This window comes from Undibacterium sp. GW821-FHT11B02, assembly GCF_058808955.1.
Window position 1 is genome coordinate 151206 of record NZ_JBXASD010000015.1, and the last position, 16182, is coordinate 167387.

Consider the following 16182-nt stretch of genomic DNA (forward strand, 5'->3'; position numbering starts at 1 on the left):
GGCAGAGATGCGACGAGATTACAATAACAATAGAGACAGGCCAGGCCATGAATTTACTTGAACAACAACTACACTACCCTTTTGGCGAAACTCTGCCCGACACTGCCAAGACCATGGAAATTACCCCAGGTGTGCTGTGGATACGCATGGGTCTGCCATTTGCCCTGAACCATATCAATCTGTGGTTGCTGGAAGATGAAATTGAAACAGAGCAGGGACAAGTACATGGCTGGACCGCCATCGATTGCGGCATCTCCAGCGACGCCACGCGGGACGCCTGGGAAATCCTGTTTGGTGATCTGAACAATCATTTGCGTGGCTTGCCCATCATCCGCGTCATCGCCACCCATTGCCACCCCGACCATATTGGTCTGGCCGACTGGCTGTGCAGCCGCTGGAATTGTCAACTGTGGATGACAGCAGGCGAATATGCCTTCGCCCGCATGATGTCGGCCAGCCTGCCAGGCGCAGATGGTACGGCCATGTTCCCGCATTTCCGCAAACATGGCCTGGTCGATACCGCCATGCAAGACCAGATACAGGAAAGAAAAAATCACTACACCCGGCTGGTGCCGACTGTACCGACCGCCTATCGCCGCCTGCAGGAAGGCATAGCTGTCATCATTAACCAGCGTCACTGGCAAATCATTTGCGGCATTGGTCATTCACCGGAACATGCCTCGCTGTATTGTGCGGAGCTGAATATCCTGATCTCGGGCGACATGCTGCTGCCACGCATTTCTACCAATGTCTCGGTCTTTGCGATAGAGCCGGAAGCCAATCCCGTACAGCAATACCTGGATTCACTGCAAAAATATCTGCCGCTGCCAGAAGATGTGCTGATCCTGCCTTCACATGGCAAACCCTTCAAGGGCCTGCATACCCGCGTACAGCAATTGCAGGACCATCATGCCGAGCGCCTGGCGGAAGTGCAACAAGCCTGTGTTACACCGCAGTCAGCGGCAGACATTGTCCCCATCATGTTCCGTCGCCCGCTGGATGCCCATCAACTGACATTTGCCATCGGTGAAGCCCTGGCACATTTGCACAAGCTGTGGTTTGACGGCATCTTGCGCAGAGAACTGGGCAACGATGGCGTCATGCGTTTTGTGGTGAAATAAACAGGTTCATACATCCCTGACTTACAGGGCACGGCCATCATAGTGATGCACCGATATGGTGTTCAGATCGATGTCTTCCAGACAGCGTATATTGATGGCGGCAACCCGGTTGCCTTTGGGGTCAACACCCTCGGCATAAGGGTGCATTCCACAGGTAGGGCAAAACTTATGCTGTATCACATGCTTATTGAAGAGATAAGTGCTGGCAACATCTTCGGGGGTCAATAAATGCATGTGGTCGCGCGGCACAAACCACAGCAGAGAACCCTTGCGCTGGCAAATGGAACAATTGCAAGCGAGCGCACTATCGACCTCGCCTTCTACTTCAAATGCGATTTTGCCGCAGTGGCAGCTGCCTTTATGCATGAGAACTTGCTCCTGAAATGCGCAATAAAAAATAAGGTCTTGCTTCGACAAAAATAGACGAACCAGTTCGGTCCACTTAGCTTTGCCAGTATTCACCAGGCCGGTAATTGCCGAAGTACCAGAGATGGCCTTCCGGATCCAGCACCATATAACCGCGCGCGCCATAATCTTCCGTTTGCAGAGGGCGCACCAGTTTGGCACCAGCAGCAATTGCGACTGCATGATGGGCATCCGGGTCAGCCACATACACACTCAGTGCCTGTGAAATCCCGGTCAAAGACCTGGGGCTGACATGATGGGTTTCTGCCTTGGGTGAACTGATCATGATCACACCTGTGCCCAGGCTCAATTCAGAATGTTCTATGCGATTACCTTCACCTGGCACCACAAAGCGACAAGTAAAGCCAAAAGCCCGTACCAGCCAGTCTATCGCCGCAGGCGCATCGTCATAGATCAGGCTGGGATGGATATCGGAGGGGGTACGGTAAGACTGGGGCATGGTGCGCTCCTGAAAAAAACAAGTTAAGACTTGTCTGAAAGCTGATAACCACTAGGACTTACTTTATATATAAAAAAGCAAGCTTATGCAAGTCCATCTTACTTCTGCGTATCCCTCTCGCGGCAACTGAGTGAGGCGTAGTCGACTTTGGGTAAGCTATTCTTGATGCCGTAAGTCTTCAAAGTGTCGAACACATCCGCATGCGGCGTAAAAGTACAGGCATTTTTTTCAGCAAAATCCTGCATGGCACGGGTATCGCCATTGACTTGCACCACCAGACCCAGGCCGGGGCTGACGCAACAGCCGACATAGGTATCCATATATTCTTCTTCCAGCAAAACCAGTTTATGCCCCATGAAACTGGCTGGTTTGCGCAAGAGATAAAAATCGATATAGTCAGCGCGTTCATCAGCTTGCTTACCTAATATGCCTGCCTGCTTGTAGGCAGCAATCACGGGTCTGGATTTGGCCAACCTCTCCGGGCCATTATTTTTGATCATGAGAGCTTTGACAAGACGATTCTCCAAATCAGATTCAACTGCCTGACTGGAAGGCGTAAGCGCACCCAGGAACACGCCAAACGCGATCAGACAAAAGGATTTTTCCATCGCAACTGCCTGTATTAACGCTTGACCAGACGAATTTCATAAATCCGTGGCCACAACTTGCCGGTCACAAACAGCCGGTCATGTGCTGCGTCATAGGCGATGCCGTTGAGCACGTCAGGATTACTCATCATGCGATCACGTATCGGTAGCAGGCCACTCAGGTCTATCCAGGCAGTGACATTGCCGGACTTGGGATCAATGCGGGCAATCTTGTCGGTTTGCCAGATATTGGCAAACACTTCGCCCTTGACCCATTCCAGTTCATTCAACTGGTCAACTGGTTTGCCACGTGCCGTCACCTTGATCCGGCGCACTTCGGCCAGAGTTTCGGGGTTCAGGAAGCGCAATTCTGCGGTGCCGTCACTCATGATGATTTCACTGTCATTGCGCGCCAGGCCCCAGCCCTCCCCTTTATATGCAAATTCCTTTTGAAAGGCGAAGCTGTTCAGGTCAAGCACATAACCCGCCTGCGATGTCCAGGTAATGCCTATCAGGCGGTTATCCCAGTAGGTAATACCTTCACCGAAAATTTGCCTGGGCAAATCGATCTTTTGCAAGACTTCGCCGGTTTCCAGTTTCACCTTGCGTACCGAGGAACGTCCTTGCAGGCCCGTACTCTCATACAAAAAACCATCCTTGTAGAACAGGCCCTGGGTGAAGGCATTTGCATCATGCGGATAACTGTTCACTACCTGATAACCGTAAGTGGGCAAGGCGGACGTGGATACAGCCGTGGCCGCACTGGCCGGCAGGCTGGCTGCCATACAGCAAACCATCAGCCCGGCCAGCAGGCTACTGAATGTGCGGCGGGGCAAGCTGGCGTTTTCCTTCCAATTTGTCATGCGTCTATCCTGAGTGTAAGGCCGGGCATCATATTGTCCGGCGTCAAACGGGAAAGAATAGATATTTTCCAGACAGCTGTCACCCTGTTTTACTTAACGTGACAAATAAATCTGTTCTGGACACTCATGCGCAAAGCTAGGATGGCTTATCAAGTTGTTCGTACACGGCATTGGCGATGCGCGCTAGCTCAGTTTTGCTGATATTGCCCGACAGGGCATAGCCAAATTTGCCGTCTATCCAGTAAAACACATTGACCTTGTCTTCCTGCATGAATTTGAAACCGGTGTCCTTGTTTTGTACCTGATCTGTACTTACATACAGGGTCAGGCGCTGGCCGGTGGGGTCCTGGTACATGAACTGGGCCACCGGGCCACTACCGCCTGGCAATAGACGCCCACCCACCAGTTCATACGATAACTTGCCCAGCTTGGGCGCATGCATGGGGCTGCCTATGCGCTTCGATAGCCAGGTGACCAACTGGGTTTCCTGTTCAGCACCGATTTCTACCGGACGCCGGACATCCGGGCTATACACCAGATGCGCAACTGCGGCCTGATGGGCAAAGGCCGCCGCATTTTGCACACCTGACTTTGATACCTGGCCTTGCCCCAAAGCCAGCCAACCCGCTTCACCCGATTTGTCATGCAATAGCCAACCCATGCCTGCGCTGACAAAGGCGATCGCCACCCCGGCTGCCAGATGTTGCCAGCCCCACCCCACTTGACGGAGAAGTACACGGGACACCATCGTTTGCCTGAGCCTGTCGGGCACTGCTTCATACATGACGGGGTCAAACAGCCGATGCAGACTGGCATTTTGCTGATGCCAGGCATGCACCTTCAGCGCATCATCCTGATGCGCCTGCAAATGGACACCCACCTCCGCATGACGCTCGGGCGACAACTGCGCATCGACATAGGCATGCAGATCTGCTTCGCTGATGGGGGCCTGCTTCATGCTCGGGCTTTCTTCATTTAACTACCGTCAACACGACTGTCTGCGGGCGATCTTCCATGATCACACGCAGTTTTTCACGTCCTCGTGACAGGCGTGACATCACCGTTCCCACGGGTATATTCAAGGTCTGCGCCACTTCTTCATAAGGCATGCCTTCCAGTGCCACCAGCAATAAGACTTCGCGCTGCTCTAAGGGTAATTGCATCAATGCTGCCTGCAAATCACGCAACTCCAGCCCCTGATTCTGCTCCGGTGGCACGGGTGGTAACTGTGTTTCATCTTCAAAAGTTTCCGTAGGCAGTACTGGCTTGCGCAATTGATCTACCCGCAGATTGTGCATGATGCTGAATAGCCAGGCCCGCATATCGCTACCTGGCAAGAATGCAGCCAACCTGCTCCAGCCACGTTCCATGGTGTCTTGCACCAGATCGTCAGCACCTGCCCTGTCCCCAACCAATGCGCGCGCATAACGTCGCAAGCGGGGAATGCATGCCAACAATTGCGTGCTGGAATGTTTATCCAGCACGGACAGGGCCTCTGCAATCGACCGTGGCTGTCATCAACATCACCAATTATGGTTTGACGATATGCCAGACATTTTTGAAATTGTCGCCATTACGCTCACCAGCTTGCTTGTCCGCTGCATACAGATATAGCGGCTTGCCGTCATACGCGAGCTGGCTGCTGCCATCTTCACGGGTCACCACAGAATACTTGCCAGCAGGGAGTTGGGCCGGTGCCGGAACAGGTGGCCAGTTGGTCGCGCATGGGCCATTGCAATTGCTTTTGCCACTGCCTGCGACGTCCTTATCAAAACTGTACACGGTCATGCCATTGGCACTGACCAGCACACCATCTGCAAGCTTGGGCATGGATTGCGCCTGGGCCACGGAATAGCCACCCAGCATCAAGGCGGCACAAGACAAGCTAAGGCAAATTTGTCGAATTTTCATTGAGAAACTCCTGGTTAATATATCAGTCATTGCAAGATTGCATGTAAGCCAGATGGGCTCACGCGGCTTACAAAGAGATAAACGCCTGGCAAAGCAGTTTTATTCCAGTTAACAAAAAAATAAATAACTTTTATTTTAATAGGACTTACACAAAATTGTCCCAACAAGGCTATCGCTTTTAGGAAACCTCCCTTGTAAGGGAGGTTAGTTACGTCGGCAGACAATGTATTGTCTGAAACCCCGACTGCACCGCAGCGACGAAGACAGTACTTTAGTACGCGGCTCCCAGGAGAGGAGCTGCAACACTTTGGGGCGGTTTTGCGTAAGTCCTACTTAAGCTCATGCGGCCACCATCACACAATTGCGCCCAGCAGCCTTGGCGGCATAGGTGGCATCATCGGCACGCTTGAGTAAATGTTCCCGTGTTTCTTTGCCATCCCACTGCGCCAGACCAAAACTGCCTGTCACTGCGGGGGAATTTTCTGTCGTTTGCTGCTCCATCCTCCGACGCAAATTGTCAGCCAGCAATTTCGCAGCAGCAAGTGTGGTAGCAGGCAATAGCAGGGCAAATTCTTCCCCGCCTATGCGAGCCAGATGATCCACGGAACGCAGTGCCTGGCTGATTGTAGTAGCGGTGGCACGCAAGACTATGTCGCCCTGGGCATGGCCATACGTGTCATTGATCGCCTTGAAATGGTCAAGATCAAATACCAGGAGTACCAACGGTGTACCATGATAACGAGCAGCTTCCAGTTCCATCTGGAAACTGTTCATGAAAGCCCGACGATTCATCAGACCTGTCAGTGCATCAGTGCTAGCCAGCCGGTTCAGCGTCACATTTTGCAGGCTCAGTGGATTGAGCACCCAATATTGCAACAAGACGTTGAGCGTAACAAACAACAGGACAAAGACCCCCACCAAGGGCCACAAGAAATTCCTGAACGCAGCAGCACTGCGTTCATTTGAGCGTTCGAGAGGAATGGTGACCGTCTGCACACCAACGATATCATTGAGCTTCCAGCCATATCCGTGGCTAGTGCCGTAGATCTTGACCATGGCTGGCGGTGCATCTTGCACACGACCATGGCAAGCCATACAGGATGCCTCCTGGATTTGAATTGGCCGCACCAGATGCAGCGTCTGGTCACGAATATGTACTGCTGCCGCATCATCATCGGCATAAGGGATACGTCCGTCGCGATATTTCTCTATGATCTCTTTCAACCACGCTTCTTGCGGTACATTCGCCAGGTTGAGCGGATTCAGTACCGCTTCCTTGTAACGATAGCCCGGATAGGATTCAAACAGGATACGCAAGGTTTCGGTTGAGGCAAAAGAAGGTATCCCCTCGGCCCTGAATTCACCTGGCGGCAACTGATCAAAAATGGGGCTGATGTGCTTGGAAGAAAATGACCGCACCGCAAATGCAGCACGCAAAGCGAGTGTGGCCTCATGCTTCACTTCTTCCAGCGTGGCTTTTTGTACCTCATGCTTGTAATACACGGTCGCCGTCACTAACGCCAGGGCGAAAGTCAGCAATAACACCAAATTGAATTTCACACGGAAACTCATAAGCGCACTCAGCCTGTCAATACTTATTCATTTTCCCAGATTAGATCAGGAAAAAGTAAAAAAGACAGGTAGTTTGCAGTTTCTTGCAGTTGAGAAGGAATATCTGTTGCATCGACAAACAAGAGTTTTCAATTGTTGTCGTTTTTAAAATGCCAAATCTTTATCAGTATTCGCAAGTGAGATGGTAAGAGGTACTTGCAGCCTGCTCAGCGCAAGCACCTCATTAATTCAGTAACTTCAGGTCACAGCCCGGCTGGCAGCAGAAGCCAGGGTATACGGGTCAGCCGCTGCGGCTGCATTTTGTCCCTGGTATCCAGCAAAAGCGGCATAAGGCGAAGCCAGCAGTGTCTGTTTACGCAATTCCATATTCTTCTGGTTCCATGCTGCATTGTCTGCCCCCAGTTTTTCATAGGTGGCTTCATAGGTTTGCGACTGCACTTTCCATTCTGCCGATCCATAGGCCGCGGTAGGCAAGGGGACAGACAAGGGTGAATCAGGGCGCGGGTCCGGGTTAAATACCAGATCAGATGCCAACAAGTTAGGACCACCGCCAGGATTGGATGGCTCAACGAACGCAGAAGGATTGCTTGGATCGTATACGCGATAGGGGGCATGCGTGGTGTTAATGGCGGCGATGGCCGGTGCAGCCGCTGGCGGCGCTGATGCTGTTGCGGTTGCGGTTGCCGATGCTGTGCTGGCTGTGGCTGCAACCGTCGCAGCAGCGGTAGTAACGGTAGTAGCGGCTGAAGCTGCAGCAGTTGCCGAACTGGCCGCAACACTACTGACCGCATCGCTGGCCGCCGACGCAGCCGGTGCTGGCGCGATATTGTTTTGCAATTGCTGCTGCAAGGCCGCCAGCGTTGCCTGTATCTGGCCTGCCAGATCGGAAGCCGTGCTGTTACTGTTACCTGACACCGCATCTTTCAGCGCGGATACCACCGTGTCTTTGGTCTCCGGCTTGACGGCAGCCTGAAAAGCCGCCTTGAACTTGTCTGCGCTGCTTTCTGCATCTGTAATTTTGGATTTCAGCTTGCTTTGCAATTCCTGCACATCACCGAAAAACGCTTTTAAACTCGTAATATCATTCATATACCCCCCTTGGGATTCCACTCAGAGCACAGCGGTCTCGCTGTTTTTTTATTCCACTCACCACAAGCTTAAAAATAACAAAGAATACGGATGCAAGATGCGTATAAAAGAGGCAGATCTAGCCCTCAATTCAGGCTTTTAAGCATTGTCGGTAATGGTGACATCAATGTGTGACATCTCCATTCCGGCATGTTTGATACACAATAAATATCAAAAATCAGCTTAATTTTCAGACTTCTGGTGGGTAAACCCGCGCATGCAACTAATGCGGGGCGGCCAGCAAACCTGCGCATAGCGTCATGTTATTGAGGGGTGAACCAAGGCCAAAGAACCCGGGCTTCGATTTTGGTGTAGGCTAGCAAGCTTTTGCAGAAGCTCCCCCATCGTGACCAAAACCCCCATTACCACTTACCTGAAACTCGTTTGCGTTGCCCTGTTCTGGGGCGGCACTTTCATTGCCGGGCGTCTGGTCGCCAAGGAAATCCCGCACATGATTGCGGCTTTCATCCGCTTTGCCGTGGCCAGCATCTTGTTGTTGCTGCTTGCCTGGCGACTCGAAGGTGGCTTGCCGAAGCTGACGCGGCAGCAGATACATGCAACGTTTTCTCTTGGGGCCACCGGTATTTTTTTGTATAACCTGTGTTTTTTTGCCGCGCTGGAGCGCATGCCTGCTGGCCGCACAGCACTGTTTGTAGCCTTGAACCCCATCGTCACCGCACTGGCCCTGGCGCTGTTGTTTAGGGAAAGATTGAGCAAGATACGCTGGCTGGGCATCCTGATTGCCTTCGCTGGCGCGGCGGTGGTGATTACGCGAGGTGATTTGCTGGGTGCCATGCATGATTTATCGCAGTCTGTCGGGCAGGGAGAGCTTTTCATGCTGACTGCCATTTGCGGCTGGGCCGCCTACACGATCATAGGCAGACATGCGCTGAAAGGCCTGTCACCGATTGCCGCCACGACCTATGCTTCACTGTGGGGCCTGCTCTTGCTTGGCATAGGCGCAGTGCTGGAGTTGCCGCGTTTTGAACCCTCACATATGAGCCTGCAAGTGATCGCCGCGCTGGTGTATCTGGGGGCCTTCGGTACAGTGATCGGCTTTGTCTGGTATTACGAAGGCGTCAAAAGCATAGGGCCAGCCCGTACCGCTGTCTTCAATAATCTGGTGCCGGTATTCGGCATCAGCCTGGGTGCACTGATTCTGGGGGAACCTATACTGACATCCATGATCGTGGGTGGACTGCTGGTCATCGCCGGGGTGACGCTGACCAACAAGACCTGAACAGTCAGGCCAAACTTTTCAGATAACGCAGGCCGGCTATTGCACGGCTACCGTACCAGGACAACATTTCGCCATCTACCAGTTGTACCGGCAAGCCTAACTGTTTTTCCAACGCATCCACATGGGCCTCGGTAAAACGATAAGGTTCGCTAGACAGGAGCACCCCATCAATCTCGCTCAACATCGCATCAGTCCATCTGAAAGTCGGGTACCGCAACGTACTGTCCAGTGGCGACCAGGTGTGCCAGCCTATCAAGGCCAGCATGGCTGAGATATAGGTGGCGGGACCGACCGTCATCCACGGGTCTTGCCAGATGCAATACACCAGCCGACGACTGACAGTCTGACCAGACAAAACCGGCAGCGCCGCATAGGCCTCTTCAAAACGCCGGCATAGTTGCAATGCCTGAATCTCAGCACCAAAAATATTTCCCAGTAATTGGTATAACGCCAGATTGTCTCGTGGCACCAGTGGGTGGGTGACGACGATATGCGGGATGAATTCGGCCAGGGCTTCCACCGTCGGCTTTTCGTTTTCATCGATATTGACGATCAGGTGCGTAGGGGTGAGTTTGCGTATCTTGTCGATATTGACATCCTTGGTGCCGCCGATTTTGGGGATGGATGCCACCAATTCTTTAGGATGGATGCAAAAGCCCGTGCGTCCGACCACGCTGGATGACAAGCCGAGGTCACATAACAATTCTGTGATTGACGGTACCAGGCTGACGATACGTGCCGGCGTCGCACAAGGTGTGTGGACGGTGCCGATGGCATCCGTCAGCAAGGCAGGTTGCTGCATGCTGTCAGTCACCGGATGCGCGCGGCTTGCGGCGCGCTCTGGCAAAAACCGCGTCATATAGCCAATTGGGCAAGATGCGCAACAGCTTGGCAACCACGCCCATCTGCCAGGGAATGATGCGATAAGAATCGCCACTGTCGATTGCTGCTACCGCAGTTTGTGAAAATGCCTGTACCGGCATCAGGAAAGGCATGGGATAGGGGTTATCGCGTGTCATCGGGGTATCGATATAACCAGGCGCAATGGTGACCACACGTATGCCGCTGTCGCGCAACTCTACCCGTAAGGATTCACAGTAACTGATAACGGCTGCTTTGGATGCACAGTAAGCGCCCGCTCCCGGCAGTCCGCGTATACCTGCGACACTACCTATCCCCACCAAACGGCAATCAACCTGCTTTGCATAGTTTTTCATGGCACCGATGAAAGGTGAAAATGTTGCCACCGTCGCCAACAGATTGGTTTGCATGATACGGTCAAACACTTGTATGTCTTCTGCGTGTTCGCTAAGAGTGCCCACCGAGATACCTGCATTGGCAATCACCACATTCACCTGCCCCACTGCCTCCATGAAATCTGTTGCGGCTTTGGCCAGCGCCATATGATCAGTTACATCAACGGCATAAATATGGTGCTGACCCGGATTAGGCAAACTCTGGCGTAATTCTTCCAGCACATCGCTGCGCCTGGCCACCAAAGCCAGCGTCGCCCCCTGTTGGGCATAAGTGCGGGCCAGAGCAGCACCTATGCCGGATGAAGCGCCGGTAATAAAGACAGTTTTCATGGCTTCCAATGAAAAAATCCGCCAATACGGCGGATTTTATTACTTATTTTTTCTTCGCCGGAGCTTTTGCTGACGCCGACGCAGCTGCTGATGCCGGGGCAGCAGCAACTGGGGCTGCTTGTGCGCTTCTTTCTTTCTGGATTTTCGTAATCAGAAAATCCATCACTTGTAAGACATAACCGTTTTGTTGCTCTTCCGTCACCCGCCCCATCGTCGCCACTGACATCACTGGTGAGGTGGTATAGCGGCCATCAATCGCTATAAACGGTACGCCATCGACCTGATAGGCTTCCGACAGCTGTGCCGCACGGTTCAACTTGCTCAGGGTGGAGAAGGAGTTATAGATGTCAGTAAATTTTTGCTTGTCGAGGCCGGATTTGTTCACAAACTCCATGACTTCAGCGTCGCTTTGCAGGCGGTTATGGTCAATGTGAAAGGCGTTGAAAGCCTTCATATGATATTCGTCAGCCTTACCCATGGCTTCCATGGTGAAATACAGTTTCTGCTGCGGAATCAGTCCATGAAAATTCACATGGATGCGTTTGAAGACAATATTGTCACCCTGCTTTTTTACCCATTCAGCCATCAAGGGTTCGAGCGCATTGCAGTGTGGGCAAAAATACCCGAAAAACTCAATGACTTCAATTTTCTTGCCACTCTCAGTGGGCTGCGGACGCTTCATCAACTGATATTCCACCCCAGCCTGCGGCATGGTAGGTGAAGCACCCGCACTTGCCATCAAACTCATACCGGCAAGCAGAAGCACACAACGAAAAACGCGATTCAACAATGACATCATATTTCCTTTACAGGTTTATTTCACAGTACGTACCACGGCAACATCCACACTATTCTCAGACAGGCGAGCACGCATACGGTTCATTGTTTCTTGTTGAGAAAATGGTCCTATGCGTACGTGATACATGGTGCCGCTATCCGACGATTTTTCAACGATACGCGCCTCAAAGCCGATCAAAGCCAGTTTGGCACGGCTGTTTTCAGCTGCTGCCTGTTCCTTAAACGCACCAACCTGCAAAAAGTAAATATATTTTTCATCGCTACCGTCAGTCTTGCCTGCATCTGCTGCCTTGTCTGCAGCTTTTTCGGCCGCAGTTTTCACTTCGGGCTTGGTTTCAGCGGATTTGACTGGTGGTGGTACGACTGGGTCAGGCTTGGTCGGTGCATTCGGGTCTTTGGCCACTTCCTTGGCAGCTTCTTTCACTGCATCCTTGTTGCCATACAAAGGCTTGTTTGGATCTTGCAATTGTGCCAAAGGCAGGTCTGCCTTATCCGATTTGCCACCTTTGTTGGTAAATGGCGTGGATGACTTGGTAATCACCATGGCCACACCAACGGCGATGGCCAGACCAATGACTAATCCTACGATGATGCCAGTCAGGGTATTACCGCGCTGGCCGTGCTTCAGAACTGAGGCGTTACGATGTGCTTTCATGCGTCTCCGACGTGTTTGTTAGCTTGGGTTAGCCTGGGAAATTACATCTTGTTGGGTGCTGAAACGCCGATCAGGGCCAGACCGTTGCGTAATACCTGGCGTGTTGCCAGCATTAACGCCAATCTGGCCAGTTTGGTTGCTTCATCATCCACCAGAACCCGCTCAGCATTGTAATAGCTATGCAATTCGCCTGCCAGATCACGCAGGTAAAACGCTACCTGATGCGGGCCGAGTTCATCCAGTGCCTTTTCCAGCGCTTCCGGATATTCTGCCAGCTTGGCCAGCAAACTGGCTTCGCGCGGTGCGGTCAGTGGGGACAGATCGACATTCGCCAGCGGGGCAAAAGCCGCTTCGTCTGTCGCATATTGTGCCAGTACTGAGCAAATACGCGCATGCGCATACTGTACGTAATACACCGGGTTTTCATCCGAACGCGCCAGGGCGACATCAACATCAAATACAAATTCGGTATCAGCCTTGCGCGAGATCAGGAAGAAACGTACGGCATCACGGCCACGTTGTTCATTGCCGCCGCCGGACCATTCGATCAGATCGCGCACAGTGACATAGGAACCAGCCCGTTTGGAAATCTTGACCTCGGCACCATCCTTCATGACGGTGACCATCTTGTGCAGGATGTAGTCAGGATAGCCTTGCGGTATGCCTACATTCAGCGCTTGCAGGCCGCCACGCACACGGGCGGTGGTGCCATGATGGTCACTGCCCATGATATTGATGGCCTTGCGGAAACCGCGTTCCCATTTGGTGACATGGTAAGCCACGTCCGGTACAAAGTAAGTGTAAGTACCGTCCGACTTTTTCATGACGCGGTCTTTGTCGTCACCATAGTCAGTCGTGCGCAACCACAGGGCACCATCCTGCTCATACGTCTTGCCCGCTGCTTTCAGTGCGTTAACTGTGGTTTCTACCTTATTGTCTTTGTACAGCGAAGTCTCAAGATAATAATTATCAAACTTGACGCCAAAGGCCAGCAAGTCGGCATCTTGTTCGCGGCGCAGGTAAGTTACACTGAACTGGCGTATGGACTCAATATCATCAACATCACCACTGGCCGTGACCGGAGCACAATCACCGGCAGAAACGGTTTTCTTTGCCAGGAAGTCTTGTGCGATCTCGTTAATATAATCGCCGTTATAGGCAGATTCTGGCCAGCCTGCATCACCAGGAGCAAAGCCCTTGGCACGAGCTTGCACCGACAAGGCCAGATTAGCGATCTGTACACCGGCATCGTTATAGTAAAACTCGCGACTGACGGCATAACCCTGGGCATTCAGCAAGGCAGACAAAGCGTCACCCAGAGCACCCTGACGACCATGACCCACATGCAATGGACCTGTAGGATTGGCGGATACAAATTCCACCATCACTTTTTCACCGGCACCGCGCCGGCTTTTACCGAAATCAGCCGCCTGCTGCAAGATGGTCTTGACGACAGCCTGTTTGGCCACCGTGGTAATACGGACATTGATAAAGCCGGGGCCGGCGATTTCCACGCTGGCAACCAGAGGATGGTTTTGTGCTTCTACTGCCGCAACGATAGCCTGCGCCAGCTCACGCGGGTTCTTGCGCAACGGCTTGGCAATTTGCATGGCTATATTGCAAGCTGCATCACCATGGGAAGGGTCGCGTGGACGTTCCAGCGCTATCGTGGGCTTGAGCTCGGAACCGACCAACAAAGGGTCAACCGCATTCTGGAATAGTTTCAGTAATTCTTGTTTTTGTTCAGCTAGCATGGCACAGAAGTTTTATTGTATTTTGACAATAAATAAAATAAGGACAGGGGACATTATACTGTCTCACCCTGCCCCTGTCTGAGATGCCGCATGTGAATCTTGCATCTTCTTGTTACTAGAACTCATTCTCCTTCTTTAGCTCCCCGATTGCTTTTTATACCGCCGCAGAGCTGGCAAATACTGTGCTTGAAGACATTGCTTGTTTGTACATGATCAGGACACGCAGCATTTTGCCAAGGAACAAACTGTTAAACAGGCCAAACAGTGCCGTGCTGATGACAACGAACAACATATTGCTGTGCAGGGCTGGGTTCACGTGCAAGGCGACATTCACAACATACTTCATAACAAAGATGGACATCATCATTACCAGCGGACCCCAGCTGCCACGGTAAAAAACCATGCCCTTGTCTGCCAGGATACGTACATTCCTGTCGCTAACCAGACTCCAGGAGATGGCAGAACCAAGCACCGTCGTTACCAGCCATGTTGCCAGTACAACAGGATCAGCACCAAAACCGGACAATATGCCTTGTACGGACAAGGCCAGCATGAGCAGAGGAATGATTGCCACTGCCCTGACTGTCAATTCGCGGTCAACACTGGACTTGATGCCGCGAAATGCCAGAAAGCCCAGAATTGCCCATACATAGATTGGTGTGTTGCTAATGATTTGGTTCAACATGATGATCTCCTTGAGTGCGGTCAATGTAGTTTCAGGTGTTTGTTTTGCTGCGATGGAAGAAGTATTGCAAAGCTGATCCAGCCTGTATGCCGGAAAGCGACGAAGCGTTGGTTCTTGCCGCAAAAGGGGTGTTTTTGGTCGTGAGTGTGCGGTCTCAGACGTGTAGAATGCTAGGTTTTCTTCGTCTGGATACGCTATGTGGTTTAAGAATTTGCAAGTTTTTCGTCTGACAACTCCCTGGAAGATCACTGCCGAGGAGTTGCATGCACAATTGTCACGCATTTCGTTTTCGCAATGCCCTTCGAATGAGATGCAAAGCCAGGGTTGGGCATCTCCGCGCAATAACGATCAGCTGGTGCATTGCGTCAATCAGCAATTCCTGATTTCGCTGGCTACAGAGAAGAAATTGCTGCCTTCCAGCGTCATTAATCAGGTCACCAAGGCACGTGCGCTGGAAATCGAAGAAGAACAAGGGTTCGCGCCTGGTCGCAAGGCCATGAAAGACTTGAAAGAACGCATCACTGAAGAGTTGTTGCCACGCGCCTTTGGCGTCAAGCGCAATACCAATGTATGGATAGATCCGGTGAACCGCTGGCTGGTAATCGACGCGTCCAGCCCATCCAAGGCCGATGAAGTCATCAAACTCTTGCTGAAATGCTGCGACAAGCTACCTTTGGAAGGCTTGCGCACCAAAGCCTCACCACAAGCAGCCATGACCGGCTGGCTGGCTGGTAATGAAGCCCCCAAGGGTTTCACCATAGATCAGGATACCGAACTGAAGTCCTCTACCGAAGACAAGGCCACCGTACGCTATGTGCGTTACACGCTGGAACCGGACGATATACAAAAACATATTACTGCTGGCAAACAATGCACCAAACTGGCATTGACCTGGGATGACAAGATCAGCTTTGTCCTGACCGACACCCTGACCATCAAGCGCATCAAGCCACTGGATGTGCTGGATGAAAGCAAGGACAAGGGCAGCAATGAAGAAGAGCGCTTTGATGCAGATTTTGTGCTCATGACGGCAGAACTGGCCCGCTTGCTGGATGACGTGGTATTTGCACTGGATGGTGAAATGGACAGCGCACAGGCTGCTTGATGAACTGAGGTGTTTTATCCCGCCCCCGCTCAAGTAATTGGGCGGGATTTTACTTGGTGCTCAACATCATAACAACTTAAGACCTTTCAACACACGGGTGCAGAGCAGCACTGAGGCACAGAGTCCAATGAGTCGCACCACATACACAATGGCGGGATGTGCATTACAGGATTTGAAGTGCAGGAAAATGTGGACGAAAAAAAAGACAAGCATCGCTTGTCTTTTTTCTTTATAACTGGCGGAGCGGACGGGGCTCGAACCCGCGACCCCCGGCGTGACAGGCCGGTATTCTAACCAACTGAACTACCACTC

18 protein-coding genes are annotated in these 16182 nt (G+C 52.0%); 3 read left to right on the top strand and 15 right to left on the bottom strand.

The window, feature by feature from the left end:
* Positions 1–47 precede the first annotated feature (47 nt).
* On the top strand, positions 48–1121 hold the full coding sequence (locus AC1RVX_RS26220) for an MBL fold metallo-hydrolase (RefSeq protein ID WP_493219527.1): 1074 nt from the start codon (positions 48–50) through the stop codon (positions 1119–1121).
* Between the two features lie 21 nt (positions 1122–1142).
* Here the strand turns inward: AC1RVX_RS26220 and AC1RVX_RS26225 are convergent, their stop codons facing one another.
* The 9 genes from AC1RVX_RS26225 to AC1RVX_RS26265 all read right to left on the bottom strand — a co-directional run bounded on the left by AC1RVX_RS26225 (position 1143) and on the right by AC1RVX_RS26265 (position 8008).
* Positions 1143–1487: a GFA family protein gene (locus tag AC1RVX_RS26225; protein ID WP_493219528.1), complete on the bottom strand. Its 345-nt coding sequence runs from the start codon at positions 1485–1487 to the stop codon at positions 1143–1145.
* Between the two features lie 76 nt (positions 1488–1563).
* Positions 1564–1986: a VOC family protein gene (locus tag AC1RVX_RS26230; protein ID WP_493219529.1), complete on the bottom strand. Its 423-nt coding sequence runs from the start codon at positions 1984–1986 to the stop codon at positions 1564–1566.
* Between the two features lie 98 nt (positions 1987–2084).
* Complete coding sequence (locus AC1RVX_RS26235; RefSeq protein WP_493219530.1) at positions 2085–2594, bottom strand: hypothetical protein; 510 nt, start codon at positions 2592–2594, stop codon at positions 2085–2087.
* 14 nt (positions 2595–2608) lie between these two features.
* Entirely contained in the window at positions 2609–3436 is an 828-nt protein-coding gene (locus tag AC1RVX_RS26240; protein WP_493219531.1) for a glutaminyl-peptide cyclotransferase, read from the bottom strand.
* A gap of 136 nt (positions 3437–3572) precedes the next feature.
* Positions 3573–4394: an anti-sigma factor family protein gene (locus AC1RVX_RS26245; RefSeq protein ID WP_493219532.1), complete on the bottom strand. Its 822-nt coding sequence runs from the start codon at positions 4392–4394 to the stop codon at positions 3573–3575.
* A gap of 13 nt (positions 4395–4407) precedes the next feature.
* Positions 4408–4920: an RNA polymerase sigma factor gene (locus AC1RVX_RS26250; RefSeq protein WP_493219533.1), complete on the bottom strand. Its 513-nt coding sequence runs from the start codon at positions 4918–4920 to the stop codon at positions 4408–4410.
* Positions 4921–4966: 46 nt separating this feature from the next.
* Positions 4967–5347 (bottom strand): COG4315 family predicted lipoprotein, encoded by a 381-nt coding sequence (locus AC1RVX_RS26255; protein ID WP_493219534.1) that lies wholly within the window; start codon positions 5345–5347, stop codon positions 4967–4969.
* A 339-nt stretch (positions 5348–5686) separates the two neighbouring features.
* Positions 5687–6907 carry a diguanylate cyclase domain-containing protein gene (locus tag AC1RVX_RS26260; protein ID WP_493219535.1) on the bottom strand — a complete coding sequence of 407 codons (1221 nt, stop codon included), beginning with the start codon at positions 6905–6907 and terminating at the stop codon, positions 5687–5689.
* A gap of 249 nt (positions 6908–7156) precedes the next feature.
* A complete protein-coding gene (locus AC1RVX_RS26265) occupies positions 7157–8008 on the bottom strand; it encodes a hypothetical protein (RefSeq protein ID WP_493219536.1) in 852 nt (283 codons plus the stop codon).
* A gap of 385 nt (positions 8009–8393) precedes the next feature.
* On the opposite strand from AC1RVX_RS26265, the gene AC1RVX_RS26270 reads away from it, so the two are divergent.
* Positions 8394–9287 (top strand): DMT family transporter, encoded by an 894-nt coding sequence (locus AC1RVX_RS26270; protein ID WP_493219537.1) that lies wholly within the window; start codon positions 8394–8396, stop codon positions 9285–9287.
* 4 nt (positions 9288–9291) lie between these two features.
* Here the strand turns inward: AC1RVX_RS26270 and AC1RVX_RS26275 are convergent, their stop codons facing one another.
* The 6 genes from AC1RVX_RS26275 to AC1RVX_RS26300 all read right to left on the bottom strand — a co-directional run bounded on the left by AC1RVX_RS26275 (position 9292) and on the right by AC1RVX_RS26300 (position 14765).
* On the bottom strand, positions 9292–10089 hold the full coding sequence (locus AC1RVX_RS26275) for a helical backbone metal receptor (protein WP_493219538.1): 798 nt from the start codon (positions 10087–10089) through the stop codon (positions 9292–9294).
* A gap of 4 nt (positions 10090–10093) precedes the next feature.
* Positions 10094–10873, bottom strand: coding sequence for an SDR family oxidoreductase (locus tag AC1RVX_RS26280; RefSeq protein WP_493219539.1), 780 nt, complete (start codon positions 10871–10873; stop codon positions 10094–10096).
* 43 nt (positions 10874–10916) lie between these two features.
* Entirely contained in the window at positions 10917–11672 is a 756-nt protein-coding gene (locus AC1RVX_RS26285; protein WP_493219540.1) for a thiol:disulfide interchange protein DsbA/DsbL, read from the bottom strand.
* Between the two features lie 15 nt (positions 11673–11687).
* Entirely contained in the window at positions 11688–12326 is a 639-nt protein-coding gene (locus AC1RVX_RS26290; protein WP_493219541.1) for an SPOR domain-containing protein, read from the bottom strand.
* A gap of 41 nt (positions 12327–12367) precedes the next feature.
* Positions 12368–14080: an arginine--tRNA ligase gene (gene argS, locus AC1RVX_RS26295; protein ID WP_493219542.1), complete on the bottom strand. Its 1713-nt coding sequence runs from the start codon at positions 14078–14080 to the stop codon at positions 12368–12370.
* A 154-nt stretch (positions 14081–14234) separates the two neighbouring features.
* A complete protein-coding gene (locus AC1RVX_RS26300; protein ID WP_493219543.1) occupies positions 14235–14765 on the bottom strand; it encodes a DUF6622 family protein in 531 nt (176 codons plus the stop codon).
* Between the two features lie 196 nt (positions 14766–14961).
* Between AC1RVX_RS26300 and AC1RVX_RS26305 the strand changes: the two genes are divergently transcribed.
* Positions 14962–15870, top strand: a complete 909-nt coding sequence (locus tag AC1RVX_RS26305; protein ID WP_493219544.1) for a recombination-associated protein RdgC — start codon at positions 14962–14964, stop codon at positions 15868–15870.
* Positions 15871–16182 lie beyond the last annotated feature (312 nt).